The organism is Micromonospora sp. AKA38, assembly GCF_027925725.1.
Taxonomy (GTDB): Bacteria; Actinomycetota; Actinomycetes; order Mycobacteriales; family Micromonosporaceae; genus Micromonospora.
In genome coordinates this window covers 260,732-281,573 of the sequence record NZ_BNEI01000001.1, presented here as the reverse complement: position 1 = coordinate 281,573, position 20,842 = coordinate 260,732, and the positions used below count along the sequence as shown (strand labels likewise).

24 protein-coding genes, 2 tRNA genes and 1 pseudogene are annotated in these 20,842 nt (G+C 71.7%); 16 read left to right on the top strand and 11 right to left on the bottom strand.

Annotated elements, in window-relative coordinates; translation table 11 throughout:
- The first annotated feature begins 62 nt into the window (after positions 1–62).
- The 5 genes from TPA0908_RS01395 to TPA0908_RS01375 all read left to right on the top strand — a co-directional run bounded on the left by TPA0908_RS01395 (position 63) and on the right by TPA0908_RS01375 (position 2,894).
- Positions 63–136: transfer RNA gene (locus TPA0908_RS01395), tRNA-Ile, on the top strand.
- 43 nt (positions 137–179) lie between these two features.
- Positions 180–308 (top strand): DLW-39 family protein, encoded by a 129-nt coding sequence (locus TPA0908_RS01390; RefSeq protein ID WP_013283222.1) that lies wholly within the window; start codon positions 180–182, stop codon positions 306–308.
- Positions 309–318: 10 nt separating this feature from the next.
- A tRNA-Ala gene (locus TPA0908_RS01385) sits at positions 319–394 on the top strand.
- Between the two features lie 584 nt (positions 395–978).
- Positions 979–1,641 carry an HAD family hydrolase gene (locus TPA0908_RS01380; RefSeq protein ID WP_281933895.1) on the top strand — a complete coding sequence of 221 codons (663 nt, stop codon included), beginning with the start codon at positions 979–981 and terminating at the stop codon, positions 1,639–1,641.
- A 353-nt stretch (positions 1,642–1,994) separates the two neighbouring features.
- The gene (locus TPA0908_RS01375; protein WP_281933894.1) at positions 1,995–2,894 is read left to right on the top strand and encodes a hypothetical protein; all 900 of its coding nucleotides are present in this window, start codon (positions 1,995–1,997) and stop codon (positions 2,892–2,894) included.
- Between the two features lie 224 nt (positions 2,895–3,118).
- On the opposite strand, the pseudogene TPA0908_RS01370 reads toward TPA0908_RS01375, so the two are convergent.
- Positions 3,119–3,412, bottom strand: a pseudogene (locus tag TPA0908_RS01370) (SDR family oxidoreductase); the annotation flags it as partial.
- A 383-nt stretch (positions 3,413–3,795) separates the two neighbouring features.
- Here TPA0908_RS01370 and TPA0908_RS01365 point away from each other — a divergent pair.
- Positions 3,796–4,233, top strand: a complete 438-nt coding sequence (locus TPA0908_RS01365; RefSeq protein ID WP_281933893.1) for a hypothetical protein — start codon at positions 3,796–3,798, stop codon at positions 4,231–4,233.
- A gap of 114 nt (positions 4,234–4,347) precedes the next feature.
- Here TPA0908_RS01365 and TPA0908_RS31680 read toward each other — a convergent pair whose 3' ends face one another.
- Together TPA0908_RS31680 and TPA0908_RS31675 are read right to left on the bottom strand one after the other, a co-directional pair.
- The gene (locus TPA0908_RS31680) at positions 4,348–4,707 is read right to left on the bottom strand and encodes an LPXTG cell wall anchor domain-containing protein (protein ID WP_308447797.1); all 360 of its coding nucleotides are present in this window, start codon (positions 4,705–4,707) and stop codon (positions 4,348–4,350) included.
- Positions 4,708–4,724: 17 nt separating this feature from the next.
- Complete coding sequence (locus TPA0908_RS31675; protein WP_308447796.1) at positions 4,725–5,054, bottom strand: hypothetical protein; 330 nt, start codon at positions 5,052–5,054, stop codon at positions 4,725–4,727.
- A gap of 149 nt (positions 5,055–5,203) precedes the next feature.
- Between TPA0908_RS31675 and TPA0908_RS01355 the strand changes: the two genes are divergently transcribed.
- From TPA0908_RS01355 to TPA0908_RS01345, 3 genes are read left to right on the top strand one after another with little or no spacing between them, the layout of a single operon-like run.
- Positions 5,204–5,506 (top strand): ArsR/SmtB family transcription factor, encoded by a 303-nt coding sequence (locus tag TPA0908_RS01355; RefSeq protein ID WP_281933891.1) that lies wholly within the window; start codon positions 5,204–5,206, stop codon positions 5,504–5,506.
- Positions 5,503–5,889, top strand: coding sequence for a VOC family protein (locus TPA0908_RS01350; RefSeq protein WP_281933889.1), 387 nt, complete (start codon positions 5,503–5,505; stop codon positions 5,887–5,889). Before TPA0908_RS01355 ends, TPA0908_RS01350 begins: the two co-directional genes overlap by 4 nt.
- Before the next feature lie 5 nt (positions 5,890–5,894).
- Complete coding sequence (locus TPA0908_RS01345; protein WP_281933887.1) at positions 5,895–6,275, top strand: hypothetical protein; 381 nt, start codon at positions 5,895–5,897, stop codon at positions 6,273–6,275.
- 10 nt (positions 6,276–6,285) lie between these two features.
- Here the strand turns inward: TPA0908_RS01345 and TPA0908_RS01340 are convergent, their stop codons facing one another.
- On the bottom strand, positions 6,286–6,876 hold the full coding sequence (locus TPA0908_RS01340; protein ID WP_281933885.1) for a dienelactone hydrolase family protein: 591 nt from the start codon (positions 6,874–6,876) through the stop codon (positions 6,286–6,288).
- 64 nt (positions 6,877–6,940) lie between these two features.
- Between TPA0908_RS01340 and TPA0908_RS01335 the strand changes: the two genes are divergently transcribed.
- On the top strand, positions 6,941–7,522 hold the full coding sequence (locus TPA0908_RS01335; protein WP_281933883.1) for a winged helix-turn-helix domain-containing protein: 582 nt from the start codon (positions 6,941–6,943) through the stop codon (positions 7,520–7,522).
- Between the two features lie 143 nt (positions 7,523–7,665).
- Entirely contained in the window at positions 7,666–8,613 is a 948-nt protein-coding gene (locus TPA0908_RS01330) for an L-threonylcarbamoyladenylate synthase (protein ID WP_281934630.1), read from the top strand.
- Positions 8,614–8,618: 5 nt separating this feature from the next.
- Here TPA0908_RS01330 and TPA0908_RS01325 read toward each other — a convergent pair whose 3' ends face one another.
- Positions 8,619–13,091, bottom strand: a complete 4,473-nt coding sequence (locus tag TPA0908_RS01325; protein ID WP_281933882.1) for a cation-translocating P-type ATPase — start codon at positions 13,089–13,091, stop codon at positions 8,619–8,621.
- Positions 13,092–13,248: 157 nt separating this feature from the next.
- Between TPA0908_RS01325 and TPA0908_RS01320 the strand changes: the two genes are divergently transcribed.
- The 4 genes from TPA0908_RS01320 (at position 13,249) to TPA0908_RS01305 (ending at position 15,806) form a co-directional block, all read left to right on the top strand.
- Positions 13,249–13,509 (top strand): hypothetical protein, encoded by a 261-nt coding sequence (locus tag TPA0908_RS01320; RefSeq protein WP_281933880.1) that lies wholly within the window; start codon positions 13,249–13,251, stop codon positions 13,507–13,509.
- 54 nt (positions 13,510–13,563) lie between these two features.
- The gene (locus TPA0908_RS01315) at positions 13,564–14,940 is read left to right on the top strand and encodes an MFS transporter (protein WP_281933878.1); all 1,377 of its coding nucleotides are present in this window, start codon (positions 13,564–13,566) and stop codon (positions 14,938–14,940) included.
- Positions 14,941–15,010: 70 nt separating this feature from the next.
- The gene (locus TPA0908_RS01310) at positions 15,011–15,160 is read left to right on the top strand and encodes a hypothetical protein (RefSeq protein ID WP_199199841.1); all 150 of its coding nucleotides are present in this window, start codon (positions 15,011–15,013) and stop codon (positions 15,158–15,160) included.
- A gap of 97 nt (positions 15,161–15,257) precedes the next feature.
- Positions 15,258–15,806 carry a YbaK/EbsC family protein gene (locus TPA0908_RS01305; protein ID WP_281934628.1) on the top strand — a complete coding sequence of 183 codons (549 nt, stop codon included), beginning with the start codon at positions 15,258–15,260 and terminating at the stop codon, positions 15,804–15,806.
- Between the two features lie 36 nt (positions 15,807–15,842).
- Here TPA0908_RS01305 and TPA0908_RS01300 read toward each other — a convergent pair whose 3' ends face one another.
- The 4 genes from TPA0908_RS01300 to TPA0908_RS01285 all read right to left on the bottom strand — a co-directional run bounded on the left by TPA0908_RS01300 (position 15,843) and on the right by TPA0908_RS01285 (position 19,244).
- Positions 15,843–16,475, bottom strand: a complete 633-nt coding sequence (locus tag TPA0908_RS01300; protein ID WP_281933876.1) for a DsbA family oxidoreductase — start codon at positions 16,473–16,475, stop codon at positions 15,843–15,845.
- A 20-nt stretch (positions 16,476–16,495) separates the two neighbouring features.
- Positions 16,496–16,921, bottom strand: a complete 426-nt coding sequence (locus tag TPA0908_RS01295; protein WP_281933875.1) for a SufE family protein — start codon at positions 16,919–16,921, stop codon at positions 16,496–16,498.
- Between the two features lie 78 nt (positions 16,922–16,999).
- Positions 17,000–17,419 (bottom strand): CBS domain-containing protein, encoded by a 420-nt coding sequence (locus tag TPA0908_RS01290; protein WP_107158151.1) that lies wholly within the window; start codon positions 17,417–17,419, stop codon positions 17,000–17,002.
- Positions 17,420–17,474: 55 nt separating this feature from the next.
- Positions 17,475–19,244 carry a proline--tRNA ligase gene (locus TPA0908_RS01285; RefSeq protein ID WP_281933873.1) on the bottom strand — a complete coding sequence of 590 codons (1,770 nt, stop codon included), beginning with the start codon at positions 19,242–19,244 and terminating at the stop codon, positions 17,475–17,477.
- Between the two features lie 111 nt (positions 19,245–19,355).
- On the opposite strand from TPA0908_RS01285, the gene TPA0908_RS01280 reads away from it, so the two are divergent.
- Positions 19,356–19,730 carry a VOC family protein gene (locus TPA0908_RS01280; protein ID WP_281933871.1) on the top strand — a complete coding sequence of 125 codons (375 nt, stop codon included), beginning with the start codon at positions 19,356–19,358 and terminating at the stop codon, positions 19,728–19,730.
- 16 nt (positions 19,731–19,746) lie between these two features.
- Here the strand turns inward: TPA0908_RS01280 and TPA0908_RS01275 are convergent, their stop codons facing one another.
- Both TPA0908_RS01275 and TPA0908_RS01270 read right to left on the bottom strand, forming a co-directional pair.
- The gene (locus TPA0908_RS01275) at positions 19,747–19,956 is read right to left on the bottom strand and encodes a DUF397 domain-containing protein (RefSeq protein ID WP_281933870.1); all 210 of its coding nucleotides are present in this window, start codon (positions 19,954–19,956) and stop codon (positions 19,747–19,749) included.
- Positions 19,947–20,750, bottom strand: coding sequence for a helix-turn-helix domain-containing protein (locus TPA0908_RS01270; RefSeq protein WP_281933868.1), 804 nt, complete (start codon positions 20,748–20,750; stop codon positions 19,947–19,949). The genes TPA0908_RS01275 and TPA0908_RS01270 overlap by 10 nt, the downstream gene beginning before the upstream one ends.
- Positions 20,751–20,842 lie beyond the last annotated feature (92 nt).

Genomic DNA, 20,842 nt, shown 5'->3' with positions numbered 1-20,842 from the left:
CGCCACGGGCCCCCGATTTGGGCGCGCTGGCGGGCATGGGTTAACCTTGCTCGTCGCCACGCGGGGCTATAGCTCAGTCGGTTAGAGCGCAGAGCTGATAACTCTGAGGTCGCTGGTTCGATTCCAGCTAGCCCCACCGCACATCGTCCGACGGTAGTCGAGCGCAAGGGGTCAATCCCATGTTCAAGAAGCTCCTGATCCTGGCCGGTATCGTCGGGGTGGCCGCCGTCGTGGCCAAGAAGGTCAAGGCGTCGAACGACGAGCGCGCCCTGTGGCACGAGGCGACCACCGCTCCCGACCTGCGCTGAGCGCCGCCTCGGGGCCCTAGCTCAACTGGCAGAGCACTGCCTTTGCAAGGCAGGGGTTAGGGGTTCGAGTCCCCTGGGCTCCACCAGCACTTTTCTCGGTTGATCTCAGTCCCGAGTACAGCCATCCGTACAGCCAAGCGGCTCATCCGTGTGGCGGCGAGCCCGTGCCGATCGGCGTTCACGCAGCTAAGCACCTCGTCCCGCTGGTGACAGCCCTCCCCGGTCCAGGTGAATAGTCCCTGCCAGGACCGGGGACCTTCGACCTGGATGTCGTCAGGGACGGCCACCTCCCACGGCCCGGCACGACACGACCGGCAGGGGATCCACTTTAAGAACCTCGGTCGTAGTCTCCGACGACACGTACACCCACTCGTTGCGTCCGCCGTTGCCTGAGCAGTCGGTACACACCAGCCAGGGCTGCCATCCTTGCTCGGTCTCGACCAGGATGGTGGAGGGCTGATTCGACATGGCTTGGACTCCTTCGAATCGGTCACGGGGTCACGTTCGTTGCAGCGGACGTGGCCGCACTTCTCTATGTGGCTGTCACCTCGTGACCACCGTTGGTGGGCTGGCCCCAGCGGCTGATCGCTGAGCGGGAGTAGCCGGTCAACTCCGCGATGCGCCGGTAGGGCACCCCAGCGGCTTTACCCGCCCGGTACGGTTGTTGACCATGCAGCGGTTGGCGCTCTTCGATCTCGACAACACGCTCGTGGACCGTTCGGAGGCATTCCGACGTTGGGCGGTCGAGTTCTGCGCCGATCGCGAACTGCCGGACGACGCGTTGGCCTGGCTGATCGCTACGGATCAGGACGGGGCCGTGCCCCGCGACTGGTTCTTCGGCGAGGTGACCGAGCGTTTCGGCCTGGCAGCCTCGGTGGATGAAGCATGGAGGCAGTACCGACATCGGATGCCGGAACTGGTGAGATGTCCTCAAGAAGTGCGGGCGTCGCTGAGACTACTGCGCGACGAGGGCTGGACGGTCGCGATCGTGACCAACGGCCAGGCCGACAACCAGCTAGGGAAAATCAGGCGTACCGGGCTGGACCAGTGCGTCGATGCCTGGGCAGTGTCCGGGGAGTTGGGCATCCGGAAGCCAGCACGCGAGATCTTCGAGGCAGCGGCCCGTGAGTGCGGCCTCGATCTGCGGGGCGGGGGCTGGGCGATCGGTGACAGCCCTGTGCTTGATGTCGAGGGTGGCCGCGCGGCAGGGCTTGCCACCCTGTGGGTCAGCCGAGGGAAGGAGTGGCCAACGGAACTCACCCCGCCCGACCGCACCGTCACGGACGTCGTGGCCGCTGTCCAAGTGCTGCGAGGCGAGGACTCCGGCCTGTAGCTGTACAGCCATCCGTACAGCCAAGGCCACCTGCTGACGCCGACGCCATCCGACAACGAGGGACGGGCTGACCAGGTGCGCAGTCACTCGACCAGCCCTCCGCGATCTTCCTCTAATCCCCAGGCCGCCCTCGACCGCCGACGCCCGCGCTTGACAACTGTCATTGAGACTCGTCCGGTGGGGCGCTCCGCCTTGTCGCCTTGGCCCTGGCCCGCTCCACGGTGTGTGGGTCGGCGGCAGACGGGATGGCGACGGAGGGGAGCATTCGCTGGCGGCAAAGAGCACGGTAACGATGGAAGCTCAGGCGCTACCACAGATGTCTCGCGAGACATGAGCTGCAATAATCGACAAACATGGACGAGGGCAACCTAACCCAGCGGGCCGCGTCGCGTCCGGGAAATCCGGCAGGTTTTCGCTGGTCCGAGCACCGAGCCGCGCAAGCTGGCCTGATCATAACTATTGGGCCCATCGCGCTAGCGGCGCTCAGGCTGTATGTGGTGTCGGGGGGCGATGACGTTGTGCTTAAATCACTGGCCTCGACGCTCAGTATTCAAGCACTGATCCTTGGTACGTACCTCGTGATGCTGCCCATAATCTTCATGGCGGCATCGTGGATGACAGTGGAATGGCTGGGGCGGAGCGACGAGAGGCATCCACTGGCAATCAAAGCCTGGGCGATGCTGACGATTCTGAGCGTAAGCGCACTCCTGCTTCCAGTTGGATTCGCTATCATCGGTATCGTGCCGATGATAGCCCGACTAATCAGGGCGCATGCTTCGCGCACTCGCATCGCAGGAGGTCAAGCAGCATCGGCGCAACGCGAGCCCCGGAAGAAGCGGAGAACGCCGCGACGACCTAGACTCGCGCGGCGAGTATACCTCGCAGTCTCGGCTGGCCCTGTCGTTGCTTTCTGGGCCGTCGCATTAATATTCATTTTCGGCGCTGGAATGTGGCTCCCGTCGCAGGCTGTCCTACTCAAAGGCCGCAGTTATCCAGCTGTTGCTTATGTGCTGAATCAAGCAGATGGTCAAACGACACTGCTTTTCAAGGATCCGGCCGTTGTGCGAACGGTTGCTACGGCTGATATCGAAGCGCGGGTAGCCTGCGTAGCGGCGTCTTCTCCGCCTTCCTGGCTAATTAAGCCAACCTATGTATATGTACTGCCTACAAGCTTGAATATCCCCGACCCGCTTGAATGTGATGAGATCATCGACCACTGGCCGAGCAATCCAGCCGCGCCCGTGCCGGATTGATCGGCCAGCCCGCGGCGGCAGACGACATCCGCGGACGGTCCCGAGTGCAGCCAAGCGGTCACGCCGACTCCTTCTCACCGAGAACCCGGTCGATGGCCGAGGCAGCCTGACGAGCCCGCGCCGGCAGGACGTGCCCGTAGGTGGCAAAAGTACGGCCCGCTCCAGCTGAAGGAACGGGCCGTAGCCGTGCGCAAGGGTGGACAGCCCGGCCGTGAGCCGATGAATCAGATGGTGAAGCCTCCGTCGACGTTGACTGTTGCCCCGGTGATGTAACGCCCGCCCGGGCTGGCGAGGAACGCCACCGCAGCGGCTACGTCGGCTGGCTTCGCGTAGTGGCCGAGGGCGGTGAACCCGTTGATCGTGTCGGCGTTGGGGCCGTCGGCCGGGTTCAGTTCGGTCTCCGTGGCTCCTGGGTTCACCAGATTCACGGTGATCGCCCTGCCGCCGAGTTCGCGGCCGAGTGCCTTGGTCGGGCCGATCAGGGCGGTCTTGCTCATCGCGTAGAGCGAGAAGCCCGGGAAGACCGGCGCTCAGTCACACCGCCGCCCGGAATCGGGCCGGTACGACGTCCAGGAGCGCCAGGTTGGGGAGTAGATGCGCGAAATTGTGAGGAAGTGGCCCGGAAGCCGAGCATGCCGAGATTGGGCTGAGCCCGAATGCTCGAAACGACCGGGACTTCTGTTTTGAACGCCTGCCCTCAGCGTGTTTAGCGTCAGGTGCAGCGAAGCTCATCCCGAGTTGTATGCATGGTCGGAGCGCATCTTGTTCGGTCTTGTTTACCTGGCCAAGGGGGGCCTGTGGCCCGACGTCGGGGCGCACGTGCGGCGGGTCCCACCCCGGCACGCCGGCCGCGACCTCGACGCTACCCAGATCGACAGGGGTCATGCCTATAATCCTCGCCATGAAAAATTTGAAAATTGCTGGTGGGGCCGCGACCGCACTTGCCACGGTTCTCCTCGTCGGAGGGATTGCGACCCCGGCGCACGCGGCGACCGGCCCGGAAATCTGTGGTGGCTCGGAGTACGTTCGCATCGAGGCACACGAATTCCTCAACGGCCGTCTCGTGGTTTCGAAGCACCGGAACAGCAACACCATGTGTGCGGTGACGTTCAACACCACCGGCACGACGCGATACACCAGGGCGACGCTCGTCAGGGTGCCCGCCGGCGGCGGGGTGACGTACGGATCCAAGGAGGATGCGGGCCAGTACACCCAGTACGCCGGGCCGATCTACCTCGCGAACCAGTACCCGAACAACGACTTCTACGCCGAAGGCCAGGTCGGCGGCAACAGCGTCCAGCTCTACTGCACGCTCACGTACTGCGCCGTTCCCCGCTAGTTCCAGGACGCCATAAGAAGTCCTGACGTGCCGGTGTGATGGGCGGGGGTCCTTCCTCTCCACAGGCGATGCGCCCGGCCCGACGAGATGTCGAGCCGGGCGCATCGGCGTCAGCTATGCCACGAAGCGGGAACGGCGTCGGCGTCCGATCAGGTAGCCCGCGCCGCCGAGCAGCAGAAGCACAGCGCCGATGGTGACCACGGTCGCGGTGTCGGCACCGGTCAGCGGCAGCCCGCCGCCCGAACCGCCGGGGGCGTCCGTGCTGGCGGAGGGCGCAGCGGTCGGGGCCTCGGTCGTGGTGGCGCCGCTGGGCGTGGCGCTCGACGTGGGCTGCGAGCTGGGCGTGGGGCGCGGCGTCGGCGAGGACTGGGACGCGCAGTCGAGCGCTCGCGCGGCGTACCGGCCGTCGTTCAGGTAGGCCAGGTAGGCGTCGATGGACGGGGCGTCCAGCACCTTCTTCGCGGCGGCCTGCACGTTGGGGCCGGCGTTCGTCAGCGTTTGGCCACCGACACCCGCAGTGCCGTCGACCAGGCGTTCTCCAGGTCCGTCCGGAGGAATGCACGGAGATCGTCGGCGGTGCCGTTCAGTCGCTCCTGGATGGCATTGGGCAGCACGGGCAGCGACTCGCGGTTCGCCTCGGCCAGGATCTGGTTGGCCAGCAGCCGTACCTGGGTGGTGGTGGCGGTGTCCAGGTCGATGGTGACCATCGTGCGGACGTCCTTGTACACCTTGCGGTCGACCGTCTGGCAGGCCTCGTTCGGCCCGGGTGACGGCGTTTGTGCCATGGCCGGTGCCGCTGGAATCAGCAGGGCCAGCGCCATGAGGACGCCGGCCGGGATCTTCCCTCGCCTGTGTTCTCCCCGTTGTTGATCAAACAGAGGACATTACCGGCGACGAATCAGCCCCGGGTGCCCGAAGTTGGCCGGGGCGCGCCCGTTCCGGTGCTTGATAGGCAAGTCAGCACTTGCCTATGATGAGCGGCGTGGGCGACCTGTACCAGGCGCTGGCCGATCCCACCCGCCGCCTGATCCTCGACGAGCTGACCGAGCGCGACGGTCAGACGCTGTTCGAGATCTGCGGTCGGTTGGCCACCCGGCACCAGGTCGGCTCGTCCCGGCAGGCGATCTCCCAGCATCTCGATGTCCTGGAGGCCGCCGGCCTGATCGTCACGCGCCGGCAGGGCCGGTACAAGTTCCACCACCTCGACACCCGGCCGCTGCGTGCCATCACCGAGCGGTGGCTCAGGCCCGAACCCACCCGGGAGACCCCATGAGAATCAACCTGACCAGCGTGTACGTCGACGACCAGGAGAAGGCCCTGCGCTTCTACACCGACGTGCTGGGCTTCGTGAAGAAGACGGACGTGCCGACCGGCGAGCACCGCTGGCTGACCGTCGTCTCGCCGGACGCTCCCGACGGGGTCGAACTGCTGCTGGAACCGGAGGCCCACCCGGCCGCCAAGGCGTTCAAGGAGGCCCTGGCGGCCGACGGCATCCCGTTCACGCAGTTCGCGGTGGACGACGTGGCGGCCGAGCACGACCGGCTGCGGCAGCTCGGCGTGCTGTTCACGCAGGCGCCGGTCGACATGGGTCCGGTGGCCACCGCCGTGTTCGACGACACCTGCGGCAACCTCATCCAGATCGCGCAGTACAGGTAACGTCCGTGCCCGTCTGGCGAAGTCCGTTGCTGGCCGACACCGTGGCGGGGCTGGAAAGAGAGATCCGTGGTGCCTGGGAGCTGCTACTGCGCGAGCTGGACGTGGCTCCCGGGTCCCCGGAGGAAACCGAGCTGGCCTGGCTGGTCGTGGACGATCCTGCGGCGTACGACTGGCGGACGGTGGACGGTGCGCTCGACCGACTGACGTGTCCCGCCTCCCGGGCGCGCGTGGGCTACGAGCTGGCGTTGCCGGAGCTGGTCGCGGGCGCGTTGCCCACCACTCCGCAGGCTCAGGCGGCCAAGGCGCTGATCAACAGGCTGGCCGACGACGAGTGTGACCGGGTGGCGAGCTTCGCCGAGGTGGAGGCGCTGGCGAAGGGGCGCTGAGTTCCGTTGGTCAGCCCAACCGGTCGAGGAGGTCGCGGCTGCGGGTCACCACCAGCGCGGTCGCTTCCGCGTCGTACGACGGGAGCGAGCTGTCGGTGAAGAGGTGCCGGTCACCGGGGTAGACGAACAGCTCTCCCCGGTCCGGGCCGACGATCGAGACCAGTTCGCGGGCGGCGTCGACGTCACCCTCCAGCCCGAAGAACGGGTCCCGCTCCATGCCGTGCACCTGCACCGCCACGCCGTCGGGCCAGGGGCCGAGCGCCCATTCGCCGGTGACCGGCAGGCAGGCCTCGTAGAGCAGGGCGGCCCGCGCGCCGGGTCGGGTCTGGGCGAGCCGTTGGGCGGTGGCGGCGCCCCAGGAGACGCCGGCGTGGACCAGGTCGGGGCGCAGGTCCGCGGCGATCCGGTCGGCTCGCTGGTCGAGGACGTCCCTTCCGATGCGTTTGACCAGCGCCGAGCCCTCCTCGACGCTGGCCGGACGCTCGCCGTCGAAGAGGTCGGGCAGGTGCACGGTGTGCCCGCCGGCGCCGAGGGCGTCGGCGAGGGCGCGTACGCCGTCGGTGAGCCCTTGCAGGTGGTGGAAGAGGAGGATCTCGGCCATCTCTAGACTCCCGATTGTCGGACCGTAATCATCGAACGAACCAGAATATTAGAACGGTCGAGAAATGTCGGTCAATAAGCGGGTCCCGGACTACGACCTCGACGACCTGCTCGTGGTCACCGCGCCCGAGCAGTTGCGTGCGCTCGCCGACCCCCTGCGCGGCACCCTGCTGGAGCTGCTGCTGGAGCGCGCGGCCACGGTCAACGAGCTGGCCCGCGCCGTGGACCGGCCGAAGAGCAGCGTGGCCTACCACGTGAACCAGCTCGTCGACGCCGGCCTGCTGCGGGTGGTGCGTACCCGCCGGGTCCGGGCCATCGAGGAACGCTTCTACGGCCGGGTCGCGCGCACGTTCTACGTCGGCGTGCTCAACCGGCCCGAGGACAAGCAGGTCGTCGCCCGGATCAACGGGCTGGCCGAGGCCGCGGCGGAGGCCGCCGCCGCGCACGCCGCCGACGAGCTGCGGTGCACGCTGGTGCACGCGCGCATCCCGATCGAGGACGTGCGGGAGTTCTGGACGGAGGTGCAGGCGCTGGCCCGACGGTTCGCCCAGATCCCCCGCGCCGGTGACCAGGTCTACGGCTTCGCCGCCGGCCTCTACCCCACCGACGCACCCACTCTCCCCGACCCGGACCACCCCGCCGACTGACCATGGTGATCATGAAGTTGACGGCGGTGAAACGGACGAAACGTGCGGCCAACTTCATGATCACCGCAGTGCGGCGGGGCCGGGACGGGACGGGGAGCGGGGCAGGCTAGCGTCGCAGCGTGAGCAACGGATCCCCGCGTGTCCTGCCGGCCGGCAGCGGCATCGACGAGGCCGCCGCCGTCCTGCGCGCCGGCGGGCTGGTCGCGTTCCCCACCGAGACGGTCTACGGGCTGGGCGCGAACGCACTCGACGCCCGGGCCGCTGCGCGGATCTTCGAGGCGAAGGCGCGGCCCAGCTTCGACCCGCTGATCAGCCACCTGGCCGACGCCACCGACCTGCCCGCGCTCGTCGGCGCCGTGCCGCCGGCCGTGGCCGCGCTGGTGCGGCGGTTCTGGCCGGGTCCGCTCACGCTGATCGTGGACCGGCCGGCGACGATCCCGCCGATCGTCACCTCCGGCCTGGACACGATGGCCGTCCGGGTGCCCGACGAGCCGGCCGCCCGCGCGCTGATCGCCGCCGCCGGCGTGCCGGTGGCCGCGCCGAGCGCCAACCGGTTCGGCCAGCTCAGCCCCACCCGGGCCGAGCACGTGGTGGCCGGGCTGGGCGGCGCGGTGGACGTGGTGCTCGACGGCGGGCCCACCCGCTGCGGCATCGAGTCGACGATCGTGGACGCCCGGGGCGAGCGGCCGGTGGTGCTGCGGTTGGGCGCGCTGCCGGTCGAGGCGCTGGTCGAGGCCGTCGGACCGGTCGAGGTCCGCCAGGGCAGCTCCGGTCAGCCGGTCGCGCCCGGGACGCTGGCCGCGCACTACGCCCCGCGTACCCCGTTGCGGTTGGGTGCGGCGGACGCGCGCGACGGCGGCCGGCGGGGATTCCTGGCCTTCCGGGAGCCACCGGCGGACGGCGACTGGGCGGCGGTGGAGGTGCTGTCGCCGGCGGGTGACCTGACCGCGGCCGCCGCGCGGCTCTTCGACGCGTTGCACCGGCTCGACGCGGCCGGGGTGACCGAGATCGTCGCCGAGCCGGTGCCCGACGAAGGGGTCGGGCGGGCGATCAACGACCGGCTGAGCCGGGCGGCCGCCACCTGGCGGTAGGGCCGTCAGGACGAGCCGGGCTGCGGCAGGCGGTCCACCAGCCGGGTCAGCGCGCCGTTGGCGAACGTCGCGCCGAGCGCCGAACCGGTGGCGATGGTCCAGCCCACCGGGCCCAGCGGGGTGCAGCCGAAGAACTGGCTGACCCCGGGCGTCTGCACCACCAGGACCAGCACGCCGACGGACGCGGCGGTGGCGGCCAGCACGGTCGGGCTGGTGCCGCCGGCCAGCACGGTCTGGCCGAGCTGGGTGCCGATCAGCGAGGCGAGCGCGACCGTACCGGCCCGGCGTTGCGTGCCGGTCCACCGGGCCAGCGTCCAGCCGGCGGTGGCGCCCAGCGTGGTCGCCGCCGCGCGCAGCCCGATCTCCCGGGTCATGGTGGCGCCGAGCGACGAGTCGGGGCCCTCCCGCAGCAGGTGGTCGGTGCGGTCGTCGGCCGGTGGCCGGACCGCGATGGCGAGTGCCGGCGCGAGGTCGGTGAGCAGGTTGACCAGCAGCAGTTGCCGCCCGGTCAGCGCGGACCGGCCGGTCGAGGCGGCGGTCAGCACACTGAACGCGATCTCGCCGAGGTTGCCGCCGACCAGGATGCTCAACGCGTGCCGGACGGACGACCACATGGCCCGCCCCTCGACCAGCGTGGCGATGATCGTCTCCAGCCGGTCGTCGGTGACCACCAGGTCGGCGGCGGCGCGGGCGGCCGGGGTGCCCCGCTGGCCGAGCGCGATGCCCACGTCGGCCAGCCGGATCGCCGGGGCGTCGTTGGCGCCGTCGCCGGTCATCGCCACGGTCCGGCCCCGCTGCTGCAACGCCTGGATGATCCGGACCTTGTGCGCGGGCGTGCAGCGGGCCACCACGTCGGTGGCCATCAGCCGCTCGGCGAGCGCGCCGTCGTCGAGCCGGTCCAGGTCGGTCGCGGTCACCACGCGCTGCTGGCCGTGGTCGGGGCTGATGGTGGCCGCGATCGCCTCGGCGGTGGCCGGATGGTCACCGGTGATCATGACGGTGTGCACGCCGGCCGCCCGGATCCGCTCCACCGCCGGACGGGCGCTCTCCCGCACCCCGTCCGCCAGCGTCAGGAAACCCACGAACACCAGGCCGTCGACCTGCTCGTCGGTGACCGCGTCGGTGGACACCCGACACTCGGCCACGGCGAGGACACGGTGCCCGGCGCCGGCCCGGTCGGCCAGCATGGCCTGCACCTCGTCCCGGCCGGCCGGGTCCAACGGCCGGTCCCCGGTGGCGGTCCGCCGGGACGCGCAGCGCGGCAGCACCGACTCGGGCGCGCCCTTCACGCTGAGCAGCGACCCGTCGGCGGTGCGACCGACCGTGGCGCTGTAGCCCCGGGAGGGCTCGAACGGCAGCCCACCGGTCGCGGTCCACTCCGCCGCGCCGGTGCGTTCGGTCACCCCGGCCACGTTCGCGCCCCGGCGTACCGCGCGGTCGGTCTGCTGCGGCAACTCGTCCGGGTCGGCCGCGGCCGGAGTGGCCCGCAGCGCCGCGGCCAGCGTCGACCGGAGCGGCTCGTCGTCGAGGCGGTCCGCCGGGGCGTACCGGTCGTCGCCGGTGCCCACGCCGGCCAGCAGCAGCTTCCCCTCGGTCAGCGTGCCGGTCTTGTCGAAGCAGAGCACATCGACCCGGCCCAGCGCCTCGATCGTGCGCGGGTTGCGGACCAGCGCGCCGTGCGCGGCCAGCCGCCGCGCCGCCGCCAACTGCGCGGCGCTGACCAGGAACGGCAGCCCCTCCGGCACCGACGCCACGGCCAGGTTCGCGGCGGTCGCCGCCGTTTCGGCCAGGGGTACGCCCCGGAGCAGCCCCGCCCCGGCCACCGCGATCGCCGAGCCGGCCGCCAGCGGTACGGCGCTGTTCGTCAGCTTCCCCAGCCGCGCCTCCACGCCGCTGACCGGCGGGGCCTGCCGGGCCAGCGCCAGGCTCCGCCCCGACTCGGTCTCCGCGCCGGTGGCCACCACCACGGCGGTGCCGTGCCCGGCGGCCACCGTGGTGCCCTCGAACAGCATCGAGTGCCGCTCGGCGATCGCCGCCGCGACCACCGGGTCGGGGCTCTTCGCCACCGGCAGTGACTCGCCGGTCAGCGACGACTCGTCGGCCTCCAGGCCGTCACTCGTCAGCACCCGGCAGTCGGCCGGTACGGCGTCCCCGGAGGAGATGCTCACCACGTCGCCCGGCACCAGGTCCTCGGCGGGCACCACCCGTTCCGCGCCGTCACGTCGTACCCGGGCGGTGACCGCCGAGCGGGACAACAACTCGGCCAGCGACCGTTCGGTGTTGCGCTGGTGCACGGCGCCGATCAGCGCGGAACCGCCGACCAGACCGCCGACCAGCGCCGCGTCGACGAGGGAGCCGAACGCGGCGGAGAGCACCGCGCCGGCGGCCAGCACCGGGGTGAGCGGGTTGGACAGCTCGTCGACGAACGCGCGGAGCAGCCCGGCCGGCCCGTGTCCGTCGCCGGGACCGGCACCCCGCCGACGGTCCGCCTCCTCGTCGGTCAGCCCGCCGGAGTGCGTGCCGAGCTGGTCGAGGACGGTCTCCACCGGCATGAGATGCCAGGCGGTGAGCGCGGGCACCGGGGTGCCGGTGCGGTCCGGCAGCCGGTGCGCCCGGAACACACCGTGCGCGAACGCGACCGCGGCGGCGCCGTTCACCGCCGCCATGGTCCGGCCGGGCAGTTGCCGCCGGTCGGCGGTGAACGCGCCGAGCGCGCCGAGCCCGCTGCCGGCCATGGCGATCCGGATGTTCTGCCGGGTCATCCGACGGGCCACCCCGGCGGCGTCGACGAGCAGGGCCGGAACGCGCAGGTCGTCGCCGACCAGCAGGTGCGCGCCCCACGGGGGCAGGTCGTCGGGCGCGGCCACGCCGAGTCCGCAGTCGGCAGCGGCGAGCGCCGACCGCTCGCCGGAGACCACCAGCACCACCGCGCCCTCGCGTTGCAGGTCGCGTACCGCGTCGGCGATCCGGGTGCCACCCGGTACGCGACGGTCCGCGTCGCCGGGGCCACCGCCCTCGGCGCCACCGATCACGAGCCGGAACCCGGCCTGGCGGGTGGCGGACACCAGCGCGTCCACCCCGGGGGCGGGCTCCGGCTCGACCCGCAGCACGGCGGCGAGCCGACCGTCCCGGGCCAGCCCGAGCAGCCGTCCACCGTCGGCGCGCAACCGCTCGCTGTCCGGGGTGTCCCCCGGGTCCTCGGCGGCCAGGCGGTCCAGGGGCCCGATCTGCCAGCCGTCGTCGGCGCGTACCGCCTCCGGATCGGCCGGGTCGAAGAGGGCGAACGCCCGGGCGGCCACCTGGCCGGTGTCGGCGCCGGGCAGCGGCGCCAGGTCGGCCAGCACGCCCCGGTCCGAGCCGAGCACCGCCGCGTCCAGCAGCACCGTGTCGATCCGGTCCAGCTCGCGCAGCACGCTGCGGTCCATCGCGATCACGCCACGCCGGGCCAGCATCCGGCCGAGCTGCGCCGCGTAGCCCTCGCGACCGCTGCCGGGCGCCTTGGACAGCGCGGAGAGCGCCAGCGCGGCGGCCCGCTTGCCGCCGGCGAACGGAACCGCCGCCGCGCCGGCCGCCGCGCCCGCCGCGAGCATCCGCTGGACGTAACGCTCGGCCTGGCCGTCCGGGACCGGGCAGGGACGCTCACCGTCCGGCACCCGGGCGACCGCCCGGTCCGGGTCGCCGGTCAGCCTCGGTTCGGCGCGGCTCCAGGCGGCGAGCTGGGCGCGCGCCTCACCCCACTGCACCACCCGCTGCGCGCCGTCGAGCACGATGCCGGCCCAGCCTCCGGTGAGACCCTGCACCACCGCCTCGACCAGCGGGAAGACCACCTCGGCCCGGGGGTCGGCGCGGAGGCCCCGGTCGGCGAGCGCGTGCAGCTTCGGGTGCAGGTCGACCGCGTTCAGCAGTCCCGCGACCTCCCCGGGGACCGGAGTGAACGGCAGGATCCGGGTGGCCGCCGAGATGGTCAGGCCGAGCGCGTCGGAGGCCAACGCGCCGAGCGTACGAGGGGTGCGCGGCCCTTCCTCGGGCGGATGCGGCGGCGGGATCTCCGGGTCCGGCTCGTACGGGCAGGTGTGCTCGGCGCGCGCCACCGTGTCGATCAGGTCCCGCAGCTTCGGCGCCGGCTCCCGGGTCGCCACCACCACCCGGCCGGACGGCGCGTTCACCCGCGCCCAGGCCACGCCGGGCACCGCCTCCAGCGCCGCCTCGACCTGCCGGGCCAGCCGGTCCCCGCCGTCCTGACAGACACCGTGCACCTCGATGTGGTGCCGGCCGTCGGCGGACCACACCCGACGGCGGGTCAGGCCGGCCACCCGGGCCAGCCGGGTGGCGGCCGTGCCGACCGCGCCCGCCGCCTCGGTGACCCCGGTCGGCACGGCGGCGCCGGGCAGGACCGAACCGACGGTACGGGCGACCCGCGCGACCGCGTCCGGAACGGCGGCCGGCGACAGCAGGAGACCGGCGAAGCCGTACGCCATCTCGCCTCCCGGACTCGTCCCGGTGGCCCGACTTCCCGGCGCGGCGTCCGTTATGCCCTCCGGGAGGGGGAAGTTTCCCCACTGCCCGGCGCATGGACGACGGGGGCGGTGGAATGCCGATCGGGTCGATGCCGACGTCGCAACCGGGGAGGCTGGGATGAGCACACTGACCCGACATCTGAGCGGATCGCGGGAGATGGTCAGGGCGTACAGCCGGCGGGTGGACGTGCCGCTGCTGGGTGAGGTGGCGGTGCCCCCGCCGGACAAGCTGGCCTACTACGCCGGCATCGGGGTGCTCACCGCGTTGCAGGTCATCGAGTGGCCGCTGGCCCTGGTCATCACCGCCGGGCACGTCCTGGCCGACCAGCACTTCTCCGGCCTGGTGAAGGGCGTGGGCGAGGCGCTGGAGACCGCCTGACGAGACCGGGCCCACAGTTGACCTCAACCGCGGTTGAGGTCGCAGGCTGGGTGCATGACAATCGCCGCCGCCACCGCCGTAGCGGAGGACCGGGACCTCTGGTCGCCACGCCTGCGGGCGATGACCGTGGGCAGCGTCGCCCTGGTGTCGCTGCTCGCGTTCGAGGCGCTCGCGGTGGGCACCGCCATGCCGACGGTCGCGCGTCACCTGGACGGTCTCGGCCTGTACGCGCTGGCCTTCGGCGGCCCGTTCGCCTCCGGCGTGGTGGCGATGGTGGCGTCCGGCATCTGGTGCGACGCGCGCGGACCCCGGCCGGCGATGTGGCACGGGGTCGCCTGGTTCGTCACCGGGCTGGCGGTGGCGGGCGCCGCCACCAGCATGGGGACGCTTGTCGTCGGGCGGGTGGTGCAGGGCTTCGGCTCCGGTCTGCTCTCCGTGGCGCTCTATGTGATCGTCGGGCACGCGTACCCGGAGCGGCTGCGACGGCGGATGTTCGCCGCCTTCGCGGCGGCCTGGGTGGTGCCGTCGCTCGTCGGTCCGGCGCTGGCCGGCCTGATCGTCGAGCACCTGGGCTGGCGCTGGGTGTTCCTCGCGGTGCCGGCGGTCGCGGTGCCGGCGGTGCTGCTGATCCAGCCGGGGCTGCGGACGCTGGCCGGCGTGGTGCCGACCCGGCCGCCGGTCGGCGCGCTGGCCCGGGTGGGTTGGGCCTGCGGCGCCAGCGCGAGCGCCGCGCTGCTGCACTACGGGGGGCAGCAGCGCGGCGCGTACGCCGTCGGCCTGATCGGCGTGGCGCTGGCCGGGATGCTCGCCTGCGTACCCCGGTTGCTGCCGCCCGGGTTCCTGCGGGCGGCGCGCGGGCTGCCGACGGTGATCGGCCTGCGCGGGCTGGCGTCGGCGGCGTTCGTCGGCGCGGAGGTGGTGATCCCGCTGATGCTCTCCCGAGAACGCGGGTTCACGCCCACCGGTGCCGGTCTGGTGCTCACCGTCGGGGCGCTCTCCTGGTCGGTGGGCTCCTGGTTCCAGGGGCGGATCGCCGCTCCCCGGTCCGCCGCCAGCCTGCCCCGGGCCGGGCTGGCCTGCATCGCGGTCGGTACGGCGGGTGTCGCGTCGGCGCTGCTGCCGGCAGTTCCGGTGGCGCTCGCGGTGTCCGCCTGGGCGGTCGCCGGCCTCGGCATGGGGCTGCTCTACCCCTCGTTGTCGGTGCTCACGCTGGGGCTGTCCGCCCCGGCCGAGCAGGGCCGGAACTCCTCGGCGCTGCAACTGGGCGACTCGCTGGCGGCGGCCACCGTGTTGGCGCTGACCGGGGCGGTGCTGGCCGCTGGTTCGTCGCCCGGCCCGGCCAGCTACGCGGCCACGCTCGCCGTCGCGGCCGGCTGCGGCCTGCTCGGTCTGGTGCTCGCCGGCCGGGTGTCCCCGTCGGCAGCGGGCTGACCGGACCCGTACGGGGGAACGGGGCGAAGACGAGAGCCGGTCGCGTCCGCCGTCGACCTACCGTGACCCCATGCTGGTCTTTGTCGCCACCGTGGTGCTCTACGTCTTCGGCTTCGTCTTCCTCTACGGCGTGATCCGGGTCGGGGTCCGGCACGGCATCCAGGACGCCGAGGCGAACCGCCCGGAGCCGCTGCAACGCCGCCAGCTCACCGAGGTGTAAGGAGGGGCCCCCTCTTAACGCATTCTGCATAGCAGGGGGCCCCGCTTAACACGCTGGCGAGCGGATTCTCCGCACAGGTGCGAGGATCGCACCCGTGATGGGGACGCTGAAGACCGAGCCGGCCCGCCTCCGGCTGGACCTGCTGGCTCCGCCGGTCGCCGCAGCGGTGGAGCGGTGGCCGGACGAAGCACCGGTCGACGTGGACGAGGTGCTGGTCGCCCCGATCGACGCCGAGTTGGCCGACACCGCGGCCTTCTGCGCGGCGTACGAGGTGGAGTTGGCGGAGTCGGCCAACTGCGTGGTGGTCGCCGGCAAGCGTGGCGGCGAGACCCGGTACGCCGCCTGCATCGTGCTCGCCACCACCCGCGCCGACGTGAACGGCGTGGTCCGCAAGCTGCTCGACGTCCGCAAGGCGAGCTTCGCGCCGATGGCCGAGGCGGTGGAGCTGACCGGGATGGAGTACGGCGGGATCACCCCGATCGGGCTGCCCGAGGAGTGGCCGATTCTGGTCGACGCGCGGGTGATCGCCACGCCGCACGTGATCATCGGATCGGGCGTACGTCACAGCAAGATCGCCCTGCCCGGGCCGGCGCTCGGCGCGCTGCCCGGAGCGCAGGTGGTGGACGGCCTGGCCCGACCGGCCTAGCCGCTCACTGGCATCGATCTTGTTCCACGTGAAACATCACCCGGCCGCCTCACGCTGCTCGACCTCGCGCAACGCGGCGAGCAGCGTCTCCGGCTCCTGGGCGCCGGTGACCGCGTACTTCCCGGCCAGCACGAACGTCGGCACGCTGGAGACGCCGAGCTGGTGCGCGGCGCTCAGCTCGGCGGCCACCTCGCGGCGACCGAGGTTCGACGTCAGGTAGCGGCGCGCCTCGTCCTCGTCCAGCCCGACCTCACCGGCGAGCGTGACGAGTACGTCGATCGAGCCGACGTCGAGGCCGTCGAAGAAGTGCGCCCGGTAGAGCCGCTCGACCGTCTCGGCGGCCCGACCGTGCTCGGTGGCGAACCGCACCAGTCGGTGCGCGTCGAACGTGTTCGCCGCCACCGCGCGGTCGAACCGCAGATCGAGCCCCGCGCCGGCGGCGACGCCGGAGACGTGGGCGGCCATGCCCTCGGCCTTGTCCCGGCCGCCGAACTTGTCGCCCAGCGCGTCCAGCAGCGGCCTCGGCTCGGCGACCGGCGTCGGGTCGAGCTGGAACGGCCGGAACCGGACGGTCACCTCGCCGTCGTACGAGTCGAGTGCCTGTTCGAGTCGGCGCTTGCCGATCCAGCACCAGGGGCAGACGACGTCGGCGTAGATCTCGATCTCCATGACCAGCGACAACCCGCCGGTCAGGCGATCTGTTCCCGGACCTGCCGCTTCAGCCGGGCCAGGATGGCCGTGCCGCCGCGCACGCGGAGCGGGCTGATCGCCTGGGCCAAGCCCATCCGCTGGTAGAGGTCGTCCGGCACGGCCAGCACCTGCTCGGCGCTCGCCCCGGCCAGCCCTTCGGCGAGGATGCCGGCGAACGCCCGGGTGGTCGGCGCCTCCGGCGGGCAGTCGAAGACCGTGTTCACCGTGCGGTCCGGGTTCACCTCGGCGCGCAGGAAGAACGCGGTCTGGCACTCCGGGACCTGCTCCAGCTCCTCCCGGTCGACTCCTTCCGGCAGGGGCGGGATCACGTCGGCGAACTCCAGCAGCATCTCCAACACGACGTCGCGCGGGGCGGCGGCGAACTCGTCGACGATCTCGGCCAGCTTGGTCGGCATCTCGGGCATGGGTCGAGGCTATCCGCCCGCCTGGTGGTGAGAAGAGGCCCCTTCTCTACCGAAGGCGTTAAGAAGGGGCCCCGCCTTTCACGAGTTCGGGGCGGCCTCGCTGATGTCGCTGAGGGCCGACTGGGGGTCCAGCTGCATGGCCAGGTCGCCGAGGGAGACGATGCCGACCAGCTTGCGGTCGCTGTCGCACACCAGCACGCGCCGGATGTTGCGCTCGCGCATCAGCGCCGCCGCCTCGTTCGCGGTGCAGTGCTGCTCGATCATGACGACCTCGCGGGTGATGATCGACCCGATCGTGGTCGTGCCCGGGTCGGCGCGCTCGGCCACGGCGCGTACCACGATGTCGCGGTCGGTCAGCATGCCGGCGAGCGTGGCGCCGTCGGTCACCACCACATCGCCGATGTCCGACTCCTTCATCACCCGGGCCGCCTCGTCCAACGGGGTCTCTGCGGGAAGGTAGACGACCTGCTTGGTCATCACGTCACTGACGCGGTACATGAGAGCCTCCGAAACGCCTCGGTCGATCCAATTGCGGTACCCGGTGGCACGATCGCTACACCCGGTTGCGGCGCGTCGCGGCAAGCTCGTCGCGCAGGCGCTCGACGACCGCATCGAGCGGCAGCTCGGTGCGCTCACCGGTGGCCCGGTCGCGCAGTTCGGCGTACCCGTCGGCCAGCCGGCGGCCGAGCACGACGGCGCGCGGGATGCCGATCAGCTCGGCGTCGGTGAACTTCACCCCGGCGGAGACGGTGGCCCGGTCGTCGACGAGCACCCGCAGGCCGGCGTCGGCCAGCCGTCCGCCGAGGTCGAGCGCCGCGTCGAGCTGCGGCCCCTTCCCGGCCACCACCAGGTGTACGTCGCACGGCGCGACAGCGGCCGGCCAGACCAGCCCTCGGTCGTCGTGGTGCTGCTCGGCCACGGCGGCGACCGCCCGGGACACGCCGATGCCGTAGCAGCCCATGACGGGCCGGACCGGCCTGCCCTCGCGGCCGAGCACGTCCACCGCGAACGCGTCGGTGTACCGGCGGCCGAGTTGGAAGACGTGCCCCACCTCGATGCCGCGCCGCATGGTCAGCTCACCGTCGGCACAGGACGGGCAGGGGTCGCCGGGCCGCACCTCGGCCGCCTCGATGGTGCCGTCGGGCACGAAGTCGCGCCCGCACACCACGTCGGTGGCGTGCCGCCCCGGCTCGTTGGCCCCGGTCAGCCACGCCGTGCCGGCGACCACCCGGGGGTCGACCAGGTAACGGATGCCGTGCTTGGCCAGGATCTGCGGCCCCAGGTAGCCCCGGACCAGCTCCGGATGCGCGGCCCAGTCGTCGAACACGGCCACGGTGGCCGGGGCCAGCACCGCCCCGAGCCGTCTCAGGTCCACCTCGCGGTCTCCGGGCAGGCCGACGACCAGCAGGTCGGCCCGCTCGGCACCGGGCCGGCGAACGGCCAGCACCACGTTCTTCAGCGTGTCCGCCGCGGTCCAGTCGGTGCGGCCGGCGAGCGCGCGGTTGTTCGCCACCTCCACCACGGCCGCGATGGTCGGTGTCTCCGGGGTGTCGTGCACCGCCGTGGCGGGATGCGCGTCCGGGTCACCGGCGGCCGGGGCACGGATCACCACCGCCTCGGTGTTGGCCGCGTAGTCACAGGCCGTGCAGCCGACGTAGGTGTCCTCCCCGACCGGCGTGGCGGCCAGGAACTCCTCGGACGCCGAGCCGCCCATCGCGCCGGACGTCGCGCGCACCACCGTGAAGTCCAGCCCGAGCCGGGTGAAGATCCGCTGGTACGCCTCGCGGTGCCGGGCGTAGGTAGCCGCCAGCCCGGCCGGATCCAGATCGAAGGAGTAGGCGTCCTTCATCAGGAACTCGCGCCCGCGCAGCACGCCGGCCCGGGGGCGGGCCTCGTCCCGGAACTTCGTCTGGATCTGGAACAGCGTCACCGGGAAGTCCCGGTACGAGGTGAACAGGTCCTTCACCAGCAGCGCGGCCATCTCCTCGTGGGTCGGCGCGAGCAGGTGCTCGGCTCCCCGACGGTCGGCGAGCGTGAAGATGTCGTCCCCGTACTCCGTCCACCGCCCGCTGGTCCGGTACGGCTCGGCCGGCAGCAGCGCCGGGAAGTGCACCTCCTGGTCGCCGATCGCGACCATCTCGTCCCGGACGATCGCGGTGATCCGGTCCAGCACCAGCTTGCCCAGCGGCAGCCAGGTGTAGCCGCCCGGCGCGGCCCGGCGGACGTAGCCGGCGCGGAGCAGCAGCCGGTGGCTCGGCACCTCCGCGTCGGCCGGGTCCTCGCGCAGGGTCCGGAGCAGCAGGGTCGACATGCGCAGCAGCATTGCCGCAGCGTACGGCGACCAGCCGGGACCGGGCGATCCGTTTCGGCCCGGTGCTGCCGCACCGGCTGCCGGTTCGGGTGACCGTCGTAGGCGTCGGGTAGGAAGGCCGCCATGAGTGAGCGACCGCGTTTCTCGTTGACGTCCACCGTGCTCGACGCGCCCTCCGCGCAGGAACTCGCCGGCTTCTACGAGCGGCTGCTCGACTGGCCGCGAAGCGAGGACGAGCCGGAGTGGGTGGTGCTGGCCGCGCCGGGCGGCGGGGCCACGCTGGCGTTCCAGGACGAGCCGGCGTACGTGCGTCCGGTGTGGCCGGCCGGCCCGGGGGACCCGCCGATGATGCTCCACCTCGACATCAAGGTCGACGACCTGGAGGCCGCCTCGGCGTACGCGGTGTCGCTCGGGGCCACGCTGGCCGACCACCAGCCGCAGGACGACGTACGGGTGCACCTCGACCCGGCCGGCCACCCGTTCTGCCTCTACCTGTGAGGACGTGCGAGCAGGCCTACGAACCTGATGGCGTGAACGGTTCATGGCCCCCGCTGAACCGGACGAAGGCACGCCAGGCGTCGGCGGTGAAGGTGAGCACGGGACCGGTCGGGTCCTTGCTGTCCCGCACCCCGACCACCCCGACCAGGCTGCCCGCCACCTCGACGCAGTCGCCCTGCGTGCCGCTGCGGGTGGACTTCCGCCAGATCGCGTCGGTCAGCTCCACGAGGTCATCACTTCCTTCATCAGCTCGGCCGACTGGTGGCGCGGAAGCGCCTCGCTCCGGACACTCTCCCATCTGGACAGCAGCGTCGCCACGTCCTCGTCGTTGTCCACCACCACGCCGCCGAGTTGGTTTTCGAGATGACCGACCCAACCGCCGTCCGTGCCACGGGCCAGAGCGAACGGGCCGACCAGGCCGACGTGCATGGTGACCCGCGTCGGCACGATGTGGACGTCGATGTGCGGATGCTCGGTGCGTTCGATGAGATGGGCGATTTGTTCGGCCATCAACCCACGGCAGCTCTCGTCGGCGCGGCGCAGGACGGACTCCTCGATGACCGCGATGTATTTCGGGTGGTTGGCGCTCGACAGGATCGCCTGCCGGTCCAGTCGAACCGTGAGCCGCCGCTCAACCTCGTCATCACTGATCAGGTCGTCGGTGCGGATCATGGCGCGGGCGTAGTTCTCGGTCTGGAGCAGGCCGGGGACGAGGGTCGGCTGGTAAGTACGCAGTTGTTGGGCCTGGCGTTCGGCGTCCAGCCAGGGGCGGAACCAGCTCGGCTGGCCGTCCCGTTCGGCGAGCTTCAGCAGCGACATCAACAGCCCGCCGGTGCCCAGCACCTCGTCGGCCCGGCTCAGGAAGAACCGGTCCAGCGGACGCTGGCCCAGCTCCACGGCCGACACCTGCGAGTTGGAGAAGTGCACGAGTTTCCCGAACTCCTCCTGACTCAGTTCGGCCTTCAGCCGCAGCCGGCGGAGTTGTGCGCGGATCAGCTCAGCGGTCGGCTCGTTCTCCACCCGTCCTCCTCGATCGGCCGTGCGGTTCCCGGATCCGCCCCGCCCCGGCCGTGGCGACTTCCGAGCGTAGTGGTCCGATCAGCACACTGTCA

Bases quoted from the DNA above. Each gene is read 5' to 3' on its own strand.
- TPA0908_RS01390 (WP_013283222.1), top strand. From the start codon at position 180: ATGTTCAAGAAGCTCCTGATCCTGGCCGGTATCGTCGGGGTGGCCGCC.
- TPA0908_RS01380 (WP_281933895.1), top strand. From the start codon at position 979: ATGCAGCGGTTGGCGCTCTTCGATCTCGACAACACGCTCGTGGACCGT.
- TPA0908_RS01375 (WP_281933894.1), top strand. From the start codon at position 1,995: ATGGACGAGGGCAACCTAACCCAGCGGGCCGCGTCGCGTCCGGGAAAT.
- TPA0908_RS01365 (WP_281933893.1), top strand. From the start codon at position 3,796: ATGAAAAATTTGAAAATTGCTGGTGGGGCCGCGACCGCACTTGCCACG.
- TPA0908_RS31675 (WP_308447796.1), bottom strand. From the start codon at position 5,054: ATGGCGCTGGCCCTGCTGATTCCAGCGGCACCGGCCATGGCACAAACG.
- TPA0908_RS01355 (WP_281933891.1), top strand. From the start codon at position 5,204: ATGATGAGCGGCGTGGGCGACCTGTACCAGGCGCTGGCCGATCCCACC.
- TPA0908_RS01350 (WP_281933889.1), top strand. From the start codon at position 5,503: ATGAGAATCAACCTGACCAGCGTGTACGTCGACGACCAGGAGAAGGCC.
- TPA0908_RS01340 (WP_281933885.1), bottom strand. From the start codon at position 6,876: ATGGCCGAGATCCTCCTCTTCCACCACCTGCAAGGGCTCACCGACGGC.
- TPA0908_RS01335 (WP_281933883.1), top strand. From the start codon at position 6,941: ATGTCGGTCAATAAGCGGGTCCCGGACTACGACCTCGACGACCTGCTC.
- TPA0908_RS01325 (WP_281933882.1), bottom strand. From the start codon at position 13,091: ATGGCGTACGGCTTCGCCGGTCTCCTGCTGTCGCCGGCCGCCGTTCCG.
- TPA0908_RS01320 (WP_281933880.1), top strand. From the start codon at position 13,249: ATGAGCACACTGACCCGACATCTGAGCGGATCGCGGGAGATGGTCAGG.
- TPA0908_RS01315 (WP_281933878.1), top strand. From the start codon at position 13,564: ATGACAATCGCCGCCGCCACCGCCGTAGCGGAGGACCGGGACCTCTGG.
- TPA0908_RS01310 (WP_199199841.1), top strand. From the start codon at position 15,011: ATGCTGGTCTTTGTCGCCACCGTGGTGCTCTACGTCTTCGGCTTCGTC.
- TPA0908_RS01305 (WP_281934628.1), top strand. From the start codon at position 15,258: ATGGGGACGCTGAAGACCGAGCCGGCCCGCCTCCGGCTGGACCTGCTG.
- TPA0908_RS01300 (WP_281933876.1), bottom strand. From the start codon at position 16,475: ATGGAGATCGAGATCTACGCCGACGTCGTCTGCCCCTGGTGCTGGATC.
- TPA0908_RS01295 (WP_281933875.1), bottom strand. From the start codon at position 16,921: ATGCCCGAGATGCCGACCAAGCTGGCCGAGATCGTCGACGAGTTCGCC.
- TPA0908_RS01290 (WP_107158151.1), bottom strand. From the start codon at position 17,419: ATGTACCGCGTCAGTGACGTGATGACCAAGCAGGTCGTCTACCTTCCC.
- TPA0908_RS01285 (WP_281933873.1), bottom strand. From the start codon at position 19,244: ATGCTGCTGCGCATGTCGACCCTGCTGCTCCGGACCCTGCGCGAGGAC.
- TPA0908_RS01280 (WP_281933871.1), top strand. From the start codon at position 19,356: ATGAGTGAGCGACCGCGTTTCTCGTTGACGTCCACCGTGCTCGACGCG.